Below are 18689 nucleotides of genomic sequence, written 5' to 3'. Positions count from 1 at the left end.
CAGGCCGTGTTGATGGTGCCTCTCAGTACACCGGTGGTCTGGCCGGGGGCTTCGCCGGAGCCGGGCCCAGCGTCGTGGTGCCGATCGCGGCACGGTGGCCGAGGCCGGTGCGATAGGCGTCCATGGCGGCCTCGACCCGTCCGGTACTGCGCAGCAGATCGCCCAGCAGCCGGCAGAGGTCCGCGAGATCGCCGGCGGCGCCGGCGCGTTCCAGCAGGGACAGCGCGTTGACGTAGTGCTCCTCGGCGGCGTCGAGTTCGCCGTCCTCCTGCGCGATCAGACCGAGCAGCCGGTGGGCACCGGCCGCGTGGATGGCGCCGCGCTCGGGACCGATGCGGTCGAGGAGCCGGGCGAGCAGCTCGCCCGCCTCGGAGTGGCTGCCGCGCCGGCGCAGCACGTCGGCGAGTTCCACCTCCACCTGATCGGCGAAGAGCACGGACCGCTGTGCCGCCAGCATGTCGCGGGCGAGCCGCAGTTCACGTTCCGCATGCTCCAGATTGCCGTCCTGGGCGTGCACATAACCCCGCATCCAATGACATTTCGCCAGGTCGGAGCGGAAGCCCAGCCGCTGGTACAGCTCCTGTGCCGTGGCGAGCGAGGCGTCGGCCTCGGTGATCCGGCCCTCGGCGATGAGGGTGCGGGCCACGCTGCGGTGCATTCCGGCGACCAGCGCGGGATCGGTGGCGGAGGGGGCGAGTGCGAGGGCGAGCTCGGCGGCCTGGGCGGCGCGGGCGTGGGCGCCCATGTCCATGTACGGGGCGATGACGGCGGTGTGCAGGAGCAGCAGCGCGTCGGCGTCCTGGGTTGCGGCGGCGTGCAGCCCGTCGATCGCGCTCTCCAGCAGGTAGCAGGCGTAGCGCAGTTCACCCGCGAGCAGATGGGAGACCGCCCGGCCGCGGATCGCCGCGGCCCGGCGCGGCAGCGGCTCGCCCGCCAGCAGCTTCTCCACGGCCTCGAAGTGCTCGCGGGCGACGGTGAGTTCACCGGTCTCGAGGGCGCAGTCACCCAGTCCGAGCAGGCCCGAGACCTGCTCGTCCGCGAGCTCGTGGTCCCCGGCGGTGGCGAGCGCCGCGCGGAACCGGTCCGCCGCGGTGGCCGCGTCGCCCGCGGCCAGCGCGATCCGGGCCTCGCCCAGCCGGCGCGCCGCGTGCACCTGCGCCTGTGCGCGGCCCGGCCGGCGGTCCCGCGGACCTTTGCGCGCCGCAACCGCACTGTCCGTAGCGTCCGCCACGTCCGCCTCCCAAGGCCTGGTCGCGCCACGCGGCCGGACGTCCTGCGCGCGTCAACTCGGCGACGCGTCCGGGAAGTTACGTGGTCAGCAGACGCAGACTAGCCGCTGTCGGGGCATGCCCGGCCGCAGCTGTCACGGCCCGCTAATCCTGGCGGTGCCAGGGGCCCCATTGGTCCCGGTCATCCCGATCGTCCCAGTCCTTCCCGGGATTCCCGCGCTCTCAGGCTTGCCGCGAACGGGCCCTTCGCCGGCGCAGCACGACGAAGCCGGCGCCGAGCGCGAGGACCGTGAGCCCGCCGGCCAGCGCGACCCGCTTGCGGGTGAGGAGGAGGCGGTCACCGGTGACGGCGATCACGGCGGTGTTGTCGCCCGGGTCGGTGTCGAAGTTGGTGCGCGAGTTGGGGTCGTGGTCGATCTGGAGGGTCGCGGAGCCCGCCGAACCGTCGATGACCCGGTCGATCCGCAGCTGGAACGGGAAGATGACGGACTCGCCCGGGTCGAGCCAGTTCTTGGTCTCGCAGGTGTACTGCGGGGCGCCGCCGGCACCGGGCGCGTCCTCGTCGTTCGGCCGCACCGGCCGGCAGCCCTTGGGCGCCTTGACGACGGTGGTGCCCGCCGGAACGCGGACGTCGACGGCGACGACCGGGTTGCCGACGGTGATGTCGGAGACCGCGGCGGGGCCGTGGTTGGTCACCGTCACTCCGGCGGTGACGCGCCGGCCGACCGTGCCGGAGACGCGGCTGCCGGTGACCGCGAGGTCCGCGGTGTTGCGGACGGCGACCGCGGTGGTGGCGAAGTTGTCCTCCTGGTAGAGGTCATCGGCCGAGGGACCCGGGCGTGGCATCAGGCGCAGCGGGGTGCCCGTGCCCTTGGTCCAGGACGCGGTCCCGTGGGCGTCGGCGAGCGCGTCGGCGGATTTCGACGTCACGCGCAGATCCGTCCGCTCCCAGAGCGCGAAGCTCTCGGTGCGGAAGGCCGGCGGCTCGGCGAACGCGTAGGTCGCGCCGGGCGCCAGCGGCTGGTCGATCACGCAGAGCGCGGAGGCGGAGGCGGGGAAGTCGGCCGACGGCGGCGTCCGGAGGGACTCGCAGTTGGAGTGCGCGGCGGACCAGGCCAGTCCGCGGGATCCGTAGATGCGCACGATCGCGCCGGGAGCCGTCTCGTTCCCGGCGTTGGTGAGGGTGAAGGGCAGCACCACGGTGGCGCCCGGTGCCGGGGGCGCGGCCGCCCGCAGCCGGAACGGCGCGGAGGTGACCACGTCGGGGCCGGAGCCGACGGAGACCGTGGTCCGAACGGCACGCGCGCCGCCCGGTGCCCCCTTCGGGGTGTACGTGATCACGCCGTGCGCCCCGGCCCGGGCGCCGACGAGGCTGTGTATGCGAAGCGACAGCAGCTTTCCGGGGTTGGAAGGGCTGGTGCGCAGATCGCACTTGGCGACGGCGCTGCCGCGGGCGTGGGTGCAGCTGGTGGGCCAGATCACTTCCGCGACGCCGGCCAGTCCGCGGGCGTCGACGGTGAACACGCCGGGGGTGAGCGTCCCCGTGGGTCCCCCCTGCCGCAGCCCGACCTCCAGCGTGCGCAGCGCGCCCGGGTCGGGGGCGGAGGGGGCCGGCACCACGAGCCGGGCCGGCGCGGTCACCGCGATGTCCCCGCTCGGGGCGCTGCTCCGGGCGCCGCTCCGGGCGCCGCCGTCAACGCCGGCCGGGGCTACGGCGGCCGGGGCTCCGGCGAACGGGGATCCCGCGGCTCCCAGCGTCAGGAGGCACACGGCGGAGGCCACGGCAGCGGTCACAGCACCACGGAAGGACGGACTTCTCAAGGCAACCTTCAGCTGAAGAAAAGGAGATGCCTTCGTGCGGGTGTGCGATATCGAGGGCAGCGAGCAGAGGTGAGAATACGGGAACGGAGCGGGAGAATCTAGGACGGGCCGGTGCCGCCGAAGCGCTCCCGCAGCTTGAACTTCAGCACCTTGCGCAGCACGTCGTTGCGCGGCAGGGCGTCCACGATCTCCAGCTGCTCCGGCAGCTTGTGGGCGGACAGCCCGTGCTCCCGCAGATACCCGGTGATGTCCGCGAGGGTGACCGGCGGCGCACCGGCGGGCTGTTCCACGACGGCGCAGACCCGTTCACCGCGTTCGGGGTCGGGCAGCCCGACGACGGCGGCGTCGGCGACGGCGGGGTGTTCGTAGAGCAGGTCCTCGATCTCCTGGGCGGAGATGTTCTCGCCCTTGCGGATGATGATGTCCTTGAGCCGGCCGGTGAGGACGAGATAGCCGTCCGGGGTGAGCCGGCCGAGGTCGCCGGTGATGAGGAAGCCGTCCGGGTCGAAGACCTCGGCGGTCTGGGCGGTGTGGAGATAGCCCTGGCAGACGGCCTCGCCGCGCAGCCTGACCTCACCGTCGGTACCGGCGGGCAGCGGTTTGCCGTCGGAGTCCGTGATGCGGATCTCCATCGCTGCCGGCGGGCACCCCTCGGTGGTCGCGAGATGGTCGGGGGTGTCGTCGGGAGCGCCCATGGTGATCATGGGGACCTCGGTCATGCCGTAGCCGTGGGTGAGTTGGCAGCCCATCTCCCGGGTGACCTCGTAGTACAGCTCGGGCGGCATGGGCGCGCCGCCGCCGGCGAGCAGTCGCAGGCTGGGGATGAGCTTGGTGGCGGGGTCCTTGCGCTGCTCGGCCAGGAACATCGAGTAGAAGACGGTGCTGCCGCCCGCGACCGTGACGCCGTGCTCCCGGTAGGTGTCGAGCGAGGCGGGCAGCGCGAAGTGCTCGAGGAGCAGCGCGGGGAAGCCGTAGAGCAGCAGCATCACGGTGTAGTCGGGGCCGGCGACATGGGCGTAGGGGAAGGCCATGGAGCCGACGTCGTCGGGGGTGAGCCGCAGCGCGTGGGCGAGGCAGCCGCCGGCGGCGATGAGGCTGCGGTCGGTGTGCAGCACGCCCTTGGGGTCGGAGGTGGTGCCGGAGGTCCAGTAGATCCAGCGGACCGAGGTGCCGTCGGCGGGCGGTTCCGGCAGCACGGCCGGATCGCCGTCGGGGAGCCGGTCGTAGGTGGTGAGCAGGAGCGGCGGCCGGGACAGCCGCGGCGCGAGGCGGTCGGCCATCGCCGCGTAGTCGTAGCCGCGCCACTCGCCGGGTATCGCGAAGAACTCCGCCTCGGCCTCGCGCAGCGCGTAGCCGACCTCCCGGTCCCGGTAGAAGGGGATGAGCGGGGTCTGTACGGCGCCGAGCCGGGCGAGGGCGAAGGTCAGCAGCACCGTCTCGATCCGGGTGGGCAGCTGCCAGGCGAACCGGCTGCCGGGCCGGACGCCGAGGTCGTAGAGGCCGGCGGCGACGCGTTCCGCCCGGTGGCAGAGCTGGCCGAAGGTGATCCGGCGGCCGTCGGTGTCGAGGAGGACGGGGGCGTCAGGGGTGAGCTCGGCGCGGCGGGCGGCGAGCGCCCAGAGGGTGGGTGACGCACCGAGGGCCGCTGCGACGGCGGTCGGGGTCTCCTGCGCCGAGACGGTGCCGGGCTCCCGCGCCGCGACGGTTCCGGGCTTCTGCGCCGCGACCGTTCCGGGCTCCTGCGCCTGGGCCGTGCCGGAATGCGTCGGGGCCGTGCCGCTCTCCCGCGTCGGGTCCATGCCGGTCTCCTCCGTACCGTCACCACACCTGACGTAGCGTCAGATCCTGGCGGCAGCGTATGCGGCGCGGCCCCGCCGGTCCAGGGGTGTGACGCCGATGGACGCGACGTGCGTGCGTGCGTACTCTAAATCTGACGATCCATCAGATCTGCAGGGAGAGGCCGATGGAACTGCCCAGGATCATCAGCGTCGACGACCATGTCATCGAACCCGCGCACCTCTTCGAGAAGTGGCTGCCGGCCAAGTACCGCGACCGCGGTCCGAAGCCGCTGACCGCCGGTATCGGTGAGCTCGCGTACGTCGCCGGGAAGTACCAGATCACGATGGACCCGGACGGACCGCCCACCGACTGGTGGATCTACGAGGATCTCAAGTTCCCGTACAAGCGGAACATCGCCGCCGTCGGCTTCGACCGCGACGACATGACCCTGGAGGGCATCACCCGCGCCGAGATGCGCCGCGGCTGCTGGGACCCCAAGGAACGCCTGGCGGACATGGACCTCAACCATGTCGAGGCGTCGCTCTGCTTCCCGACCTTCCCGCGGTTCTGCGGGCAGACGTTCTCGGAGGCGCACGACAAGGAGGTCGCGCTCGCCTGTGTGCGCGCCTACAACGACTGGATGGTCGACGAGTGGTGCGGTGACAGCGGCGGCCGGCTCATCCCGCTGTGCATCATCCCGCTCTGGGACATCGACCTGGCCGTGGCCGAGATCCGCCGCAACGCCGCCCGCGGCGTCAAGGCCGTCACGTTCAGCGAGATCCCGACGCACCTGGGCCTGCCGAGCATCCACTCCGGCTACTGGGACCCGTTCTTCGCGGTGTGCCAGGAGACCGGCACGGTCGTGAACATGCACATCGGCTCGTCCTCGCAGATGCCCGCCGCCTCCCCGGACGCGCCGCCCGCCGTCCAGGCCGCGCTCAGCTTCAACAACGCGATGGCCTCGATGATGGACTTCCTCTTCAGCGGGGTCCTCGTCAAGTTCCCGACCCTCAAACTCGCCTACAGCGAGGGCCAGATGGGCTGGATCCCGTACGCCCTGGAGCGCGCCGACACCGTCTGGGAGGAGCACCGGGCCTGGGGCGGGGTGCGCGACATCATCCCCGAGCCGCCGTCGACGTACTACTACCGGCAGATCTTCTGCTGCTTCTTCCGCGACAAGCACGGGGTCGCGTCGCTGGACGTCGTCGGGCGCGACAACGCGACCTTCGAGACGGACTACCCGCACGTGGACTCGACCTTCCCGCACACCAAGGCGGTCGCCGAGGACCACATGAAGGGGCTCGACGACGAGACCGTCTACAAGCTCATGCGCGGCAACGCGATCCGGATGCTCGATCTCGACTTCGACCGCGGTCTCGACCTCTCGTCCTTCGCACGGCAGAGCCCCGCGCCCGCGCCCGCGGCCGGCGCATCCGGCAGGTGAGACGCGCGTGGATCTGACGTACACCGCTGAGCAGGAGGAGTTCCGGGCCGGGCTGCGGTCCTGGCTCGGCGACGTACTGCCCAAGCTGCCGCCCCGGCCCGACCCGCGCGACTGGCCGGGGCGGCGCGCGTACGACGCCGGCTGGCAGCGGATGCTGTACGACGCGGGGTACGCGGGCCTGCACTGGCCGGTCGACGCGGGCGGGCGGGGCGCGACGCCGGTGCAGCACCTGATCTTCCTGGAGGAGACGGAGAAGGCGGGCGCGCCCTATGTGGGCGCCAACTTCGTCGGGCTGCTGCACGCCGGGCCCACCATCGCCGCCGAGGGCACCGACGAGCAGCGGCGGCGCTGGCTGCCGCCGGTGCTGCGCGGCGACGAGGTGTGGTGCCAGGGGTTCAGCGAACCCGGCGCAGGCTCCGACCTGGCCTCGCTGCGGACCCGCGCGGTGCGCGACGGCGACGCGTACGTGGTGACCGGCTCGAAGATCTGGACCTCGCACGCGGAGGTCGCGGACTGGTGCGAGCTGCTGGTCCGCACCGATCCGCAGGCGCCCAAGCACCGCGGCATCTCCTGGCTCGCGATGCCGATGGACGCCCCGGGCGTCACGGTAAGGCCGCTGCGCACCCTCGCGGGGTCGACGGAGTTCGCCGAGATGTTCCTCGACGAGGTGCGGGTGCCGGTCGCGAACCGGGTGGGGGCGGAGAACGACGGCTGGCGCGTCACCATGGTCACCCTCTCCTTCGAACGCGGCACCGCCTTCGTCGGCGAGGTCGTCGCCTGCCGCCGCGTCCTGGGCGAGGTCGCGCGCGCCGCCAAGGCCAACGGCAGCTGGGACGATCCGGCGCTGCGGCGCAGGCTGGGCCGGCTAGCGGCCGAGTTCTCCGTGCTGTGGCGGCTCACCCAGTGGAACGTCAGCGAGGCGGAACGCTCGTTGCGGGCCGGCGGCACGGGCGTGCCCGGGACCGGCGGGTCGGTCTTCAAACTGCGCTACTCGCACGCCCGGCAGGAGCTGTACGACACGGCCGCCGACGTGCTGGGGCCGCTCGCGCAGGACGCCGGGCATCCGTGGACGGCGGAGCGGCTGTCGTCGCTCTCGTACACGATCGCGGCCGGCACTTCGCAGATCCAGAAGAACATCGTGGCCGAGCGCATCCTCGGCCTCCCGAAGGGTTGAGGGCCGAAGGTTGACGGCCGAGGAGCGGGGGCTGACCGTGGATTTCCAACCGACAGAAGATCAAGAGGCATTGCGGACGGGGGTGCGGGAGCTGCTCGCCGGGCGCTTCCCGCGCGAGGCGCTGCGCGCGGCGGTCGACGCGGGCGACGCGGTCGACGCCCTGGAGACCGGTTCCGGTTCTGGTTCCGGGCCTGGTTCCGGCGCCGGTTCCGGCAGCGGTTCCGCTTCCGGCTCGGCGGGCGGGCCGCCGGTGGTCGACCGGGCGCTGTGGCGTGAGCTGGGGGAGGCCGGGTTCTTCGCCCTCAGGCTGCCGGAGGCGGACGGCGGCGTGGGCCTCGGGCTGCCCGAGGCCGTGCTCGTCTTCGAGGAGGCCGGCCGCGTCCTGCTGCCGGGACCGCTGGTCGGTACGCATCTGGCGGCGACCCATCTGACCGGTCCGGTGGCGGCGGGCGCGGCGGCAGGAGAGCTGCTGGTGGCCCTGGCGCTGCCGCCCGCCCCGGTCGGCCACCTGGGCGCCGCGGACGCCGTCCTGGTGCTGGGGGAGCCCGGGTCCAGGGAGCCCGGGCCCCGGGAGCGCGGGTCGGGGGAGCGCGGGTCGGGGGAGCGCGGGGAGTTCGGCGGGACGGGCGTTGCGACGGGCATCGGGCTCTTCGCCGCGGACGGATATCCGGCGGCGGAGATCCGTTCCGTCGACCCCCTCACCCCTCTTCACCTGCCCGGCAGCGTCCTGACCCCGGCCCGTGTACCCGGCGGCGGCGCGGGCGCCGACCCGGATCTCGCCGGCGCCGACCCGGTCCTGCTGCGGCGGGAAGCCGCGCTGCTGACCGCCGCACTGCAGGTCGGCAGTGCCGGAAGGACCCTTGAGATGGCCGTGCAACACGCCCGGCAACGTGAGCAGTTCGGGCGGCCGATCGGGGCGTTCCAGGCGGTGAAGCACCTGTGCGCGGACATGCTCGTACGGCTGGAGATGGCCCGCACGGCCGTCTACGCGGCGGCGGTGTCCTGCGACGCCTTCGAGACGGCCGCGGCGCGGCTGCTCGCCGACGACGCGGCATCCCGCAACGCACGTGACTGCCTGCAGGTCTTCGGAGGGATGGGCTTCACGTGGGAGGCCGACGTACACCTCCACATCAAGCGGTCCTGGGTGCTCGCCGCCGGGCGCGCGGACGCGGAGCGCCATGAGGAGGAGCTGGCGGGGGAACTGCCCGGATGAAGGCACCGTAAATGATCAGTGACGCTGCGTTGATATCGGGTTGTGTCCTACGCGTTACTCGTGACGGACCGGAGTCGGCGTCCGGCTCGGGTACGCTCCATCGGGTGCGAGAGGTACAGAGGCGCCGAGTGGTCGCCGCCCGGCGGAGCCGGGCGGGCGCCGCGCCTGGGACGCCTGGATGTTCGAATCCTCCCCACGCGCCCCGCAATGTGCTTCGCACAGTATGCGGTACGCATACTCCTTTGCGCTGGAATATGCCCGAAGCGCTTGTTGGGGTGACTGTAGGTCAATCATGCTGTGCTACATGGACGTCACGTACGGTGACTTCTCTGTGGCGCGAGGCGATGTGTCCGCCGGTTCGGATGGTGTGAGCGGTGCAGGTGCTTCAGGTTCAGCTCGAGGTCGGCGCGGATCCCGCGGAAGTGGGCCGGGCCAGGCGATGGGCGCGCTCACGGCTTCTGGGCTCCGGCATAGGGGCCGACGAACCGCTCGCCGAGACCCTGATTCTGCTGATCTCCGAGCTCGTGACGAACGCGGTCGTGCACACCGGCTGTCCCGCGGTGCTGCGCATGCTCTTCCCGGACACCTCGGATGCCTCGGGCACCTCGGACTCGACGGTCCGGGTCGAGGTGGCGGACGCCAGCGACTGCCCGCCCACCCCACGGCACGCGCACCGGGACGAGACCGGGGGCCGCGGCCTGGAGCTGGTGGACGGGCTGGCCGACCGGTGGGGCTGGCAGCCCGAAGGAGCCGGCAAGCGGATCTGGTGCGAGGTGGACCGCGCCGAGCGGATCGCCTGCCGGGAGACCGTGGACCAGCAGCCCGGTGAGCGCCAGAGCGCGGCACACCGGGCCACCGACCGGCCCCTGACCCTCACGGACCGAACCCTCACGGACCGGACCCTCGCCGACCGGAATCTCGCAGACCGCACCCTCGTGGACCAGCGGATCAGCCTGAAGCGCCTAGAGCACTGCGACCGGTGCGACCGGACTGCCTGCCCCGCCCACGAAGGGCTCGGGCGTGGCGTCCAGGAAGAACTCGTACCGCCCCGCCTCGGCGCAGGCCTCTGACAACTCCTCCAGATTCCAGTTCTGGCCCTGCAGCATCCCCATTTCCACGAGATCGAGCCCGTGCACCGGCAGCCAGAGGTTCTCGATCTCCGGCGGGAAGATCTCGAAGGTGAGCGTGTCGTTGGCGACCGCCGCCACATCGCGCGCGTGGAACCACTCCGGCGTCCTGATGGACAGCCCGGGGACGGGAAGGCGTAGCCGTGCTTGTCGCCGCCCAGGTAGGAGCGCAGCTGGCCGGTGCGGACCAGCACGATGTCCCCGGCGCGGACCGTGGTGCCCGCCAGTTCCTCGGCCGCCTCCAGGTCCTCGGGGTGACCGCGTGGTCGCCGGGCAGCCGGTCCAGCTTCCGGGCGGCGGCGACGTCGAGCAGCACACCGCGTGAGACCAGCGTCGTCACCTTCTCGATGCCGCTGAAGGCGGCGCCGCCGTGCGCGGTGACGGAGTCGGCCGGACGGCCGTTGTAGATCTTTCCGGAGTGCGAGACATGGGTCAGGCCGTCCCAGTGGGTGGCCGCCTGCAGGCCCATGGTGACGGCGTCGTCGCTGGTGGCGATGGTCCCCGGGCCGAACATCTCCAGGTTGAGCGCGACCATCGTGCGCAGCGGGTTGACCCGGCCGGGGATCATGCCGGTCTGCACGCCGTCCTGCTGCAGCGGCAGGGCCAGCGGGACGCGCCGGCCGCTGCGCACGGTCCCGGCCGCGATGCGCACCACTTCGTCGGTGATCAGGTTCAGCGTGCCGATCTCGTCGCCCTCGCCCCACCGCCCCCAGTTGTTGATCCGTTTGGCGATGTCGTGGAACTCGGCGGGAAGCGTCACAGCGGCCTCCTGGTCGTAGGGCTTGTGCTGGGGTGTGTACTCACTCCTAGAATCTAACGGTCCGTCAGAAACCATGAGAAGGGGCGGGACGTGGGCAACTTCCTGACCGGAAAAGTCGTCGCTGTTACGGGTGCCGGGCGTGGCATCGGCCGCGCGGTCGCGCTCGCCTGTGCCGCCGAGGGGCCAAGGTCGTCGTCAACGACTACGGGGTCTCGATCGACGGCGCGAGCGAACCGGCGAGCGAGATCGCGGAGTCGGTCGTCAAAGAGATCCAGGCGGCGGGCGGCGAGGCCGTCGCCGTCGCCGACGACGTGTCGACGATGGCGGGCGGCGCGCGCATCGTCACCACGGCCGTCGAGACGTACGGGCGTATCGACGGTGTCGTGTGCGTGGCCGGCATCCTGCGCGAACGCATGCTCTTCAACATGGGCGAGGAGGAGTGGGACCCGGTCATCGCCACCCACCTGAAAGGCACCTTCACCGTCTTCCGGGCCGCGTCCGCGGTCATGCGCAAACAGGGCGCCGGCACCCTGATCGGCTTCACCAGCGGCAACCACCAGGGCAGCGTCTCGCAGCCGAACTACTCGGCGGCGAAGGGCGGCATCATCTCGCTGGTGCGCAGCGCCGCACTCGGCCTCAACAAGTACGGGGTGACGGCGAACTGCGTCGCCCCGGTCGCCCGCACCCGCATGTCGGCCAACGTGCCCATGGAGCTGAAGGAGATCGGCGAACCGGAGGACGTGGCCGCCATGGTCGTCTTCCTGCTCTCCGAGCGCGCCTCCGACATCACCGGGCAGGTCTACACCGTCGCCGGACCGAAGATCGCCGTCTGGGCGCAGCCGCGAGAACTGCGGTCGGCCTGGGGCGACGGGCCCTGGACGCCGGAACGCATCGCGGACGTCCTGCCCGGAACCATCGGCGTCGACCCGATGCCGATGCTCGAACAGCTGGAGGCGATGCGCGCGGCAGCGGCCGCGGCCGAGCGGCCCAACGCATAGCGACCGTCCGGCCCTTCATGATCGGCCCGATGACCGGAGGATCCGTGGACTTTACGTTCGGCCCGGAGGCCGAATCCTTCCGCGCCCAGGCGCGGGCCTGGCTCGCCGAACACCGTGACGGGTGGCCGGCGGGCGGGCGCGGCTGGGAGCGCACCCTCGGCACGGCCGGCTGGATAGGGCTCGGCTGGACCGGGGACTACGGCAACCGCCGGGCGACCCTCGCCCAGCAGGTCGTCTGGGGTGAGGAGTACGCGAGATCCGGCGCCCCCGGCCGGTCCGGCCACATCGGTGAGAACCTGCTGGCCCCCACCCTCCTCGCCCACGGCACCGCAGCGCAGCGGGACCGCTTCCTCCCTTCGATAGCCCGCGGCGAGGAACTGTGGTGCCAGGGCTACAGCGAACCGGACGCCGGATCCGACCTGGCCGGGATCCGCACCGCGGCGGTCCGGGACGACGGCGGCGGCTACCGGATCACCGGTCAGAAGATCTGGACGTCGCTCGCCCAGGACGCCGACTGGTGCTTCGTCCTGGCCCGCACCGAACCAGGCTCCCGCCGGCACCACGGCCTCAGCTTCCTGCTGGTGCCGATGGACCAGCCCGGCCGGATCGAGGTCCGGCCGATCCGCCAGATGTCCGGCGACGCCGAGTTCAACGAGGTCTTCTTCGACGCGGCGCACGCGTCCGCCGACCACCTCGTCGGGGCGGAGGGCGGCGGCTGGACCGTCGCCATGTCCCTGCTCGGCTACGAGCGAGGGGTGTCCACCCTCGTCCAGCAGATCGGCTTCGAGCAGGAACTGCGCGAGATCACCGACCTCGCCCGGACCACCGGCGCCGACACCGAACCCGTCCTGCGGGCCCGGATCGTCCGCCAGTGGGCCGAGCTCAGGACGATGCGCTGGAACGCCCTGCGCACCCTGGGCACCGACTCGCCCGGCGCCCCCAGCGTCGCCAAGCTGCTGTGGGGCGGCTGGCACCAGCGGCTCGGCGAACTGGCCATGGCGGTCCGGGGCGCGGAGGCCGCCACCGGCCCCACCGCCTGGACCCCGTCCCGGCCCTACGAACTCGACGCGCTGCAGCGGATGTTCCTCTTCAGCCGTGCCGACACGATCTACGGCGGCTCGGACGAGATCCAGCGCACCATCATCGCCGAGCGGGTGCTCGGCCTCCCGAAGGAGCCGCGGCCATGAGCCGACCTGTACCTCCGACCTCCGCGCACTGGATCAACGGGCAGTGGCACGAGCCCGCCCAGGGCCACTACGCGATCATCAACCCGGCCACCGAGGAAATCGTCGGGCACGCCCCCGAGGCGACCGCCGACGACGTGGACGCGGCCGTCCGGGCGGCCCGCGCCGCCTTCGATGGCTGGTCGCGCACCGCCCCGCGCGACCGTGCCGCCGTCCTCGACCGGATAGCCGACGCGATCTCCGCCCGCGCCGCCGAACTCGTCCCCCTCCTCCAGGCCGAGACGGGCGCCACCGCGCGCGTCGCCGCCGCCCTGCAACTCCCGCCGGCCGCCGACCGCTTCCGCCGCTACGCCCGCGGCGCGGTCGAGCCCGATGTCATCCCGCTCGCCCCACAACCCGTCAAAGCATCTCCTCTCGCACCCGGTGGACTGATCGGCGCCGCCGCCGTACGCCGCCCGGTCGGCGTCGTCGGCTGCGTCACCTCGTACAACTTCCCGCTCGCCAACCTCGCGGGAAAGGTCGCCCCCGCCCTGGCGATGGGCAACACGGTGGTGGCCAAGCCCGCCCCGCAGGACCCGCTGACCTGCCTGCTGCTCGGTGAGATCTTCAAGGAGGCGGGCCTGCCCGACGGCGTGTTCAACGTGATCGCCGGATCGGGGGCGGCGGCGGGCGAGGCACTCGTCGCGCACCCGGGCGTCGACATGATCAGCTTCACCGGGTCGACGGCGGTCGGGAAGGCGATCGCTTCAGCGTCCGGCCGGACGCTGAAGCGCACGCTGATGGAACTCGGCGGCAAGGGTGCGGCGATCGTCCTGCCGGAATCGGGTGGAGCGGTCCTCAAGGCGGCGGTCGGGGCGGTCGCCTCCACCTGGGCCTTCCACAGCGGTCAGATCTGCACGGCGCCCACCCGCGTACTGGTCCACCGCGACCAGTACGAGCAGGTGATCACCGCCCTTGCACAGTACGCCGGAGCGCTGACCACCGGGGACCCTGTGGATAACTCGACCGTCGTCGGCCCGCTCATCAGCGCCGCCCAGCGCGATCGCGTCGAGGCGTACATCGCCGGCGCCCGCGCCCAGGGCGCCCGCGTCGTCACCGGCGGCGAACGTCCCGACCTCAAGCCCGGCTTCTACGTCGCCCCCACCCTCATCGCCGACGTCACCCCGGACATGACCGTCGCCCAGGAGGAACTCTTCGGCCCGGTCGTCGTCGCCCTTGCCTACGACACCGAGGACGAGGCCGTCGAGATCGCCAACGGCACCCCGTACGGGCTCTACGACTACGTCTTCTCCGACGACGCGGGCCGCGCCTGGGCACTCGCCGCCCGCCTGCGCAGCGGCAACGTCGGCATCAACACCGTCCAGCGCCACCCCGAGACGCCGTTCGGCGGCTTCAAGGAGAGCGGGGTCGGCCGGGACGGCGGCTCGTTCGGACTGCACGCGTACAGCGAACTCCAATCGGTCGTCTGGCCTTCCTGAAACCGAAGGCCCTTGAGGGAACAGGACAGTTCATGAGAGGCGTCATTTTCGACGGCACACAGCCCCAGGTGGTCGACGACCTGGAGGTCCGCGGCCCAGGCCCCGGCGAGGTGCTGGTCGCCATCCAGGCCGCGGGCCTGTGCCACAGCGATCTGTCCGTCATCGACGGCACGATCCCGTTCCCCGTCCCCGTGGTCCTCGGCCACGAGGGCGCCGGCATCGTCGAGGCGGTCGGCCCCGGCGTCACCCATGTCGAGCCCGGCGACCACGTGGCGCTGTCGACCCTCGCCAACTGCGGCACCTGCGCGCAGTGCGACCGCGGCCGCCCGACCATGTGCCGCAAGGCGATCGGCTACCCGGGCAGGCCCTTCTCCCGGCAGGGCAAGGACCTGTTCAACTTCGCCTCGAACTCGGCCTTCGCGGAGAAGACCGTGGTCAAGGCCGTCCAGGCGGTCAAGATCCCGAAGGAGATCCCCTTCACCTCCGCCGCCCTGATCGGCTGCGGCGTCCTGACGGGCGTCGGCGCCGCGCTCAACCGCGCCAAGGTCGACCGCGGCGACACGGTCGTCGTCATCGGCACCGGCGGCATCGGCCTCAACGTCCTCCAGGGGTGCCGGATAGCGGGCGCCACCCGGATCGTCGCCGTGGACGCCAACCCCGCCAAGGGCGACGTGGCCCGGCAGTTCGGCGCCACCGACTTCATCGACGCGTCCGCCGTGGACGACACCGTCGCGGCCGTCCGCGAGCTGCTGCCGACCGGCGCCGACCACACCTTCGAATGCGTCGGCAACGTCAAACTCATCCGCCAGGCGATCGACCTCCTCGACCGGCACGGCCAGGCCGTCCTGCTGGGCGTTCCGCCGGCCGACGCCGAAGCGAGCTTCCTGGTGTCGTCCATGTACCTGGACAAGTCCATCCTGGGCTGCCGGTACGGCTCGTCCCGCCCGCAGCGCGACATCGCGCTCTACGCCGAGCTCTACCGCCAGGGCAGGCTGCTGCTCGACGAACTGGTCACCGAGACCTACCCCGTCGAGGACTTCGCGAAGGCCGCCGACGACGCCCACCACGGCCGGGTGGCACGGGGGGTGCTCACGTTCTGACGGGTCCGAACGGGCGCTAGCCGCCCACCTTCCGGCAGCCCGGCGACGGCGTCGTCGATCCGGGCGTCGGAGGGGGCGTTCAGACTGCTGGTGTGGCGGTGGTTGTGGTGGCGGCGGTGGCGTTGAAGGTGCGGCGGTAGGCGGACGGTGAGACGCCCAGCGCCGTGTGCAGGTGCTGCCGCATGGACGCCGCCGTGCCGAACCCGGCCCGGTGCGCGACCTGGTCGACGCTCAGGTCGCTGGACTCCAGCAGGTGGCGGGCGCGTTCGACGCGCTGCTGCACGAGCCATTGCCCGGGGCTGATCCCGACCTCCTCACGGAACCGCCGGGTGAAGGTCCGTACGCTCATCGACTCGCGCTCGGCGAGTTCGCGCAGCGTCAGCGGCCGGTCGAGCCGGCCCAGCGCCCAGGCGCGGGCGCCCGTGGTGCTGGCCAGCTGCGGTTCGGGGAGCGGCCGTTGGATGTACTGCGCCTGGCCGCCGTCGCGGTGCGGGGGGACGACGGTGCGGCGGGCGACGGCGTTCGCGATCGCGGTGCCGTGGTCCCGGCGGACGATGTGCAGGCAGAGATCGATTCCGGAGGCGACGCCGGCCGAGGTGAGGATGTCGCCGTCGTCGATGTAGAGCACGTCGGGATCCACTTTGACCTGCGGAAATAGTCGCTGGAAGTGATCGGCGCTGTCCCAGTGGGTGGTGGCGGGCCGGCCGTCCAGCAGACCGGCGGCGGCCAGCAGATAGCTGCCCGTGCAGATCGACACGACGCGGGTGCCGGGCCGGATGCGCGCGAAGGCGGCGGCCAGCGGGCCGGACAGTCGGCCCGAGACGTAGATGTCGTCGAGCTCGTGCGTCGCGGGGACGACGACGGTGTCGGCCGCCTCCAGGACCTCGGGCCCGTTCTCGACGAGGATCGGGAAGTCGGCGTCGGTCTGGACGAGCCCCGGCACGGCCGAGCAGGTCACGACCTCGTAGAGCTTGCGGCCCTCCTGGGTGCGGGCCCCGCCGAAGATCCGGGCGGGGATCCCCAGCTCGAAGGGGATCACGCCGGGCATGACCAGAACCGCCACCCGGTGCCGGTCCTGATGCCGGAACGGTCCCGCGGGGGCGTCGGCCGAGGTCGTGGCCGGGGTCTCGGCCGTTCCTCGCGCTGCGGTGCGCTGCTTCCCGGCCTGGTCCGGAGTCGTCATGGCCCGATTCTTTCACATCATGGCCATCCGGCCACTCGTTCCGTGTTGAAGCAGGCCCGAAGCTGATCGTGTGACGCAGACACCTCAAGCCCCCGCCCAGGATCCGCAGGACGTTCCGGTCTCCGAGGGACAGGACACACCGGTCTCCGAGGCATCGGACGCCGGGATACCGTCCGGCGCGGTGCCCACTCCCGGCCGGCGGTCGCGGGTTCACCGCGCCTGGTTCGTGGCCGCCGTCACCTTCGTGACGATCATCGGTGCGGCGGCGTTCGCCTCCCTGCCCGGTCTGCTGATCGAACCCCTGCACGCGGAATTCGGCTGGTCACGCGGCATGATCGGCTTCGCCGTCTCCATCAACCTCGCGCTGTACGGGATCACCGCACCGTTCGCCGCCGCCCTGATGGATCGATTCGGCATCCGCCGCGTCGTCGCCGCCGCACTCACCACCATCGCGCTCGGCGCCGGCCTCACTATCTTCATGACGCAGACCTGGCAGCTGATCCTCTGCTGGGGCATCCTCGTCGGCACCGGCAGCGGGTGCATGGCCCTCGCTTTCGCCGCCACCGTCGCCAACCGGTGGTTCGTCACCCGCCGCGGACTGGTGACCGGCATCCTGACGGCGGCCGGCGCGGCCGGACAGCTGGTCTTCCTGCCGCTGCTGTCCTGGATCGTCGAGCAGCACGGCTGGCGGCCCGCCGCCGCGACCGTCGCCCTCTCGGCGCTCGCCGTCGTGCCGTTCGTCTGGCTGCTGCTGCGTGACCACCCCGCGGACGTCGGCCTGTCGGCCTACGGGGCACCGGAGTTCACCCCCAAGCCGGCCCCGGTGCGCGGCGCCGCCCGGCGGGCGCTCAAGGCGCTGTCCGTCGCTGCTCGTACGGGCCCCTTCTGGCTGCTCGCGGGATCCTTCGCGATCTGCGGAGCCTCCACGAACGGCCTGATCAGAACCCACTTCGTACCCGCCGCCCACGACCACGGCATGCCGGTCACGGCCGCCGCGTCCCTGCTCGCAGTCATCGGCGTCTTCGACATCGCCGGAACCATCGCCTCCGGCTGGTTCACCGACCGCTTCGAGCCGCGCCGGCTGCTCGCCGTCTACTACGGGATGCGGGGACTGTCATTGATGTTCCTGCCGCAGCTGATGGCGGACACCGTGCACCCGCCCATGATCGTCTTCATCGTCTTCTACGGCCTGGACTGGGTCGCCACCGTCCCGCCGACCATCGCCCTCTGTCGTCAGTACTACGGCGACGACAGCGCCATCGTCTTCGGGTGGGTCCTGGCCGCGCACCAGATCGGTGCCGCCGTCGTGGCCTTCCTGGGCGGTGTCGCGCGGGACGCCTTCGGCTCGTACGACCTCGTCTGGTACAGCTCGGGCGCGCTGTGCGCGGTCGCCGCGCTGATGGTCCTGGTCATCCGGCGGGGCCCTCGACGAGGATCCCGGCCGTCGCGGCGGCGTGAACTGCGCGTCCCTGTCCGACCCTCTGTTTTCCCGCCCCTGTGTTAACTACTGGGCGAAACGGCCGAAGCGTCCACGGTAGAAGAGCAGCGGCCCGGCCTCGGGCGTGGTCCCGTCCGCGTCATCGGGCTCCGCGCAGCCGAGTTCGTTGACCCGGCCGACGACGATCAAGTGGTCGCCACCGGTGTGCACCGCGTGGATCGTGCAGTCGATCCACGCGGGTATGCCCGCCAGCCGCGGCGAGCCGGTGACGGGGGCGGGCGTCCAGCCGACCCCCGCGAACTTGTCCGCCCCGCTCACGGCGAAGCCGCGGCACAGGGTGCCCTGTTCGTCGCTGAGGATGTTGACGCAGAAGACGCCGGCGCGCGCGATCTTCGGCCAGGTCGTGGACGTACGCGCCACCATGAACGCGACCAGTGGCGGATCGAGCGACAGCGACGCGAAGGACTGGCACGCGAACCCCGTCGGGCCCTCCGCCCCGGGAGCGGTGACGATCGTCACCCCGGACGCGAACGTGCCCAGCACCTTCCGGAACACCCCCGGATCGACCGGCGCCCGTTCGTCCGGCCCCACGGCCCGCAAGTCCGGGCGCGGCAGCGGTTCCACGGGGCCCGCCGTCGTGGCGGCCCCTACCGACCTGAGGTACCGGACGGCGGTGGCCGCCATCCCTGCGTGTCCCATCACATCGACCATTGAAGCTGACGGTACGTCAGATGGGAAGGGGGATCCGTCGGCGGCTTGTG

At 72.0% G+C, this 18689-nt stretch carries 12 protein-coding genes and 3 pseudogenes; 9 read left to right on the top strand and 6 right to left on the bottom strand.

The annotated features are described in order from the left end of the window. Positions 1 to 22 precede the first annotated feature (22 nt). The 3 genes from LNW72_RS18090 to LNW72_RS18080 all read right to left on the bottom strand — a co-directional run bounded on the left by LNW72_RS18090 (position 23) and on the right by LNW72_RS18080 (position 4849). Entirely contained in the window at positions 23 to 1231 is a 1209-nt protein-coding gene (locus LNW72_RS18090; RefSeq protein WP_250976371.1) for a transcriptional regulator, read from the bottom strand. 220 nt (positions 1232 to 1451) lie between these two features. Beyond that, a complete protein-coding gene (locus tag LNW72_RS18085; RefSeq protein WP_250976370.1) occupies positions 1452 to 3023 on the bottom strand; it encodes a DUF11 domain-containing protein in 1572 nt (523 codons plus the stop codon). A 125-nt stretch (positions 3024 to 3148) separates the two neighbouring features. Next, the gene (locus LNW72_RS18080) at positions 3149 to 4849 is read right to left on the bottom strand and encodes a class I adenylate-forming enzyme family protein (protein WP_250976369.1); all 1701 of its coding nucleotides are present in this window, start codon (positions 4847 to 4849) and stop codon (positions 3149 to 3151) included. 164 nt (positions 4850 to 5013) lie between these two features. Between LNW72_RS18080 and LNW72_RS18075 the strand changes: the two genes are divergently transcribed. The 4 genes and pseudogenes from LNW72_RS18075 to LNW72_RS18060 all read left to right on the top strand — a co-directional run. Further along, complete coding sequence (locus tag LNW72_RS18075; RefSeq protein ID WP_250976368.1) at positions 5014 to 6273, top strand: amidohydrolase family protein; 1260 nt, start codon at positions 5014 to 5016, stop codon at positions 6271 to 6273. A gap of 7 nt (positions 6274 to 6280) precedes the next feature. Further along, positions 6281 to 7447, top strand: a complete 1167-nt coding sequence (locus LNW72_RS18070) for an acyl-CoA dehydrogenase (RefSeq protein WP_250976367.1) — start codon at positions 6281 to 6283, stop codon at positions 7445 to 7447. A gap of 37 nt (positions 7448 to 7484) precedes the next feature. Beyond that, positions 7485 to 8660: an acyl-CoA dehydrogenase family protein gene (locus tag LNW72_RS18065; protein WP_250976366.1), complete on the top strand. Its 1176-nt coding sequence runs from the start codon at positions 7485 to 7487 to the stop codon at positions 8658 to 8660. A 374-nt stretch (positions 8661 to 9034) separates the two neighbouring features. Beyond that, positions 9035 to 9466 (top strand): annotated as a pseudogene (locus LNW72_RS18060) (ATP-binding protein); the annotation flags it as partial. Positions 9467 to 9622: 156 nt separating this feature from the next. On the opposite strand, the pseudogene LNW72_RS18055 reads toward LNW72_RS18060, so the two are convergent. Beyond that, a pseudogene (locus LNW72_RS18055) lies at positions 9623 to 10547 on the bottom strand (cyclase family protein). Between the two features lie 90 nt (positions 10548 to 10637). Here LNW72_RS18055 and LNW72_RS18050 point away from each other — a divergent pair. The 4 genes and pseudogenes from LNW72_RS18050 to LNW72_RS18035 all read left to right on the top strand — a co-directional run bounded on the left by LNW72_RS18050 (position 10638) and on the right by LNW72_RS18035 (position 15307). Then, positions 10638 to 11545, top strand: a pseudogene (locus tag LNW72_RS18050) (SDR family oxidoreductase). Between the two features lie 44 nt (positions 11546 to 11589). Further along, complete coding sequence (locus tag LNW72_RS18045) at positions 11590 to 12732, top strand: acyl-CoA dehydrogenase family protein (RefSeq protein WP_250980204.1); 1143 nt, start codon at positions 11590 to 11592, stop codon at positions 12730 to 12732. Beyond that, complete coding sequence (locus LNW72_RS18040) at positions 12729 to 14207, top strand: aldehyde dehydrogenase family protein (protein WP_250976365.1); 1479 nt, start codon at positions 12729 to 12731, stop codon at positions 14205 to 14207. The genes LNW72_RS18045 and LNW72_RS18040 overlap by 4 nt, the downstream gene beginning before the upstream one ends. A gap of 32 nt (positions 14208 to 14239) precedes the next feature. Further along, positions 14240 to 15307: a Zn-dependent alcohol dehydrogenase gene (locus LNW72_RS18035; protein WP_250976364.1), complete on the top strand. Its 1068-nt coding sequence runs from the start codon at positions 14240 to 14242 to the stop codon at positions 15305 to 15307. A gap of 79 nt (positions 15308 to 15386) precedes the next feature. Here the strand turns inward: LNW72_RS18035 and LNW72_RS18030 are convergent, their stop codons facing one another. Continuing rightward, the gene (locus tag LNW72_RS18030) at positions 15387 to 16490 is read right to left on the bottom strand and encodes a GlxA family transcriptional regulator (RefSeq protein ID WP_374117287.1); all 1104 of its coding nucleotides are present in this window, start codon (positions 16488 to 16490) and stop codon (positions 15387 to 15389) included. Positions 16491 to 16656: 166 nt separating this feature from the next. On the opposite strand from LNW72_RS18030, the gene LNW72_RS18025 reads away from it, so the two are divergent. Beyond that, positions 16657 to 17994, top strand: coding sequence for an MFS transporter (locus LNW72_RS18025; protein ID WP_250980202.1), 1338 nt, complete (start codon positions 16657 to 16659; stop codon positions 17992 to 17994). Here LNW72_RS18025 and LNW72_RS18020 read toward each other — a convergent pair whose 3' ends face one another. Beyond that, positions 17995 to 18627: a flavin reductase family protein gene (locus LNW72_RS18020; RefSeq protein WP_250976363.1), complete on the bottom strand. Its 633-nt coding sequence runs from the start codon at positions 18625 to 18627 to the stop codon at positions 17995 to 17997. Positions 18628 to 18689: the final 62 nt, after the last annotated feature.

This window comes from Streptomyces sp. RKAG293 (genome assembly GCF_023701745.1).
GTDB lineage: Bacteria > Actinomycetota > Actinomycetes > Streptomycetales > Streptomycetaceae > Actinacidiphila.
The sequence above is the reverse complement of the archived record's forward strand: the minus strand, read 5'-3'. Positions and strand labels throughout refer to the sequence as shown.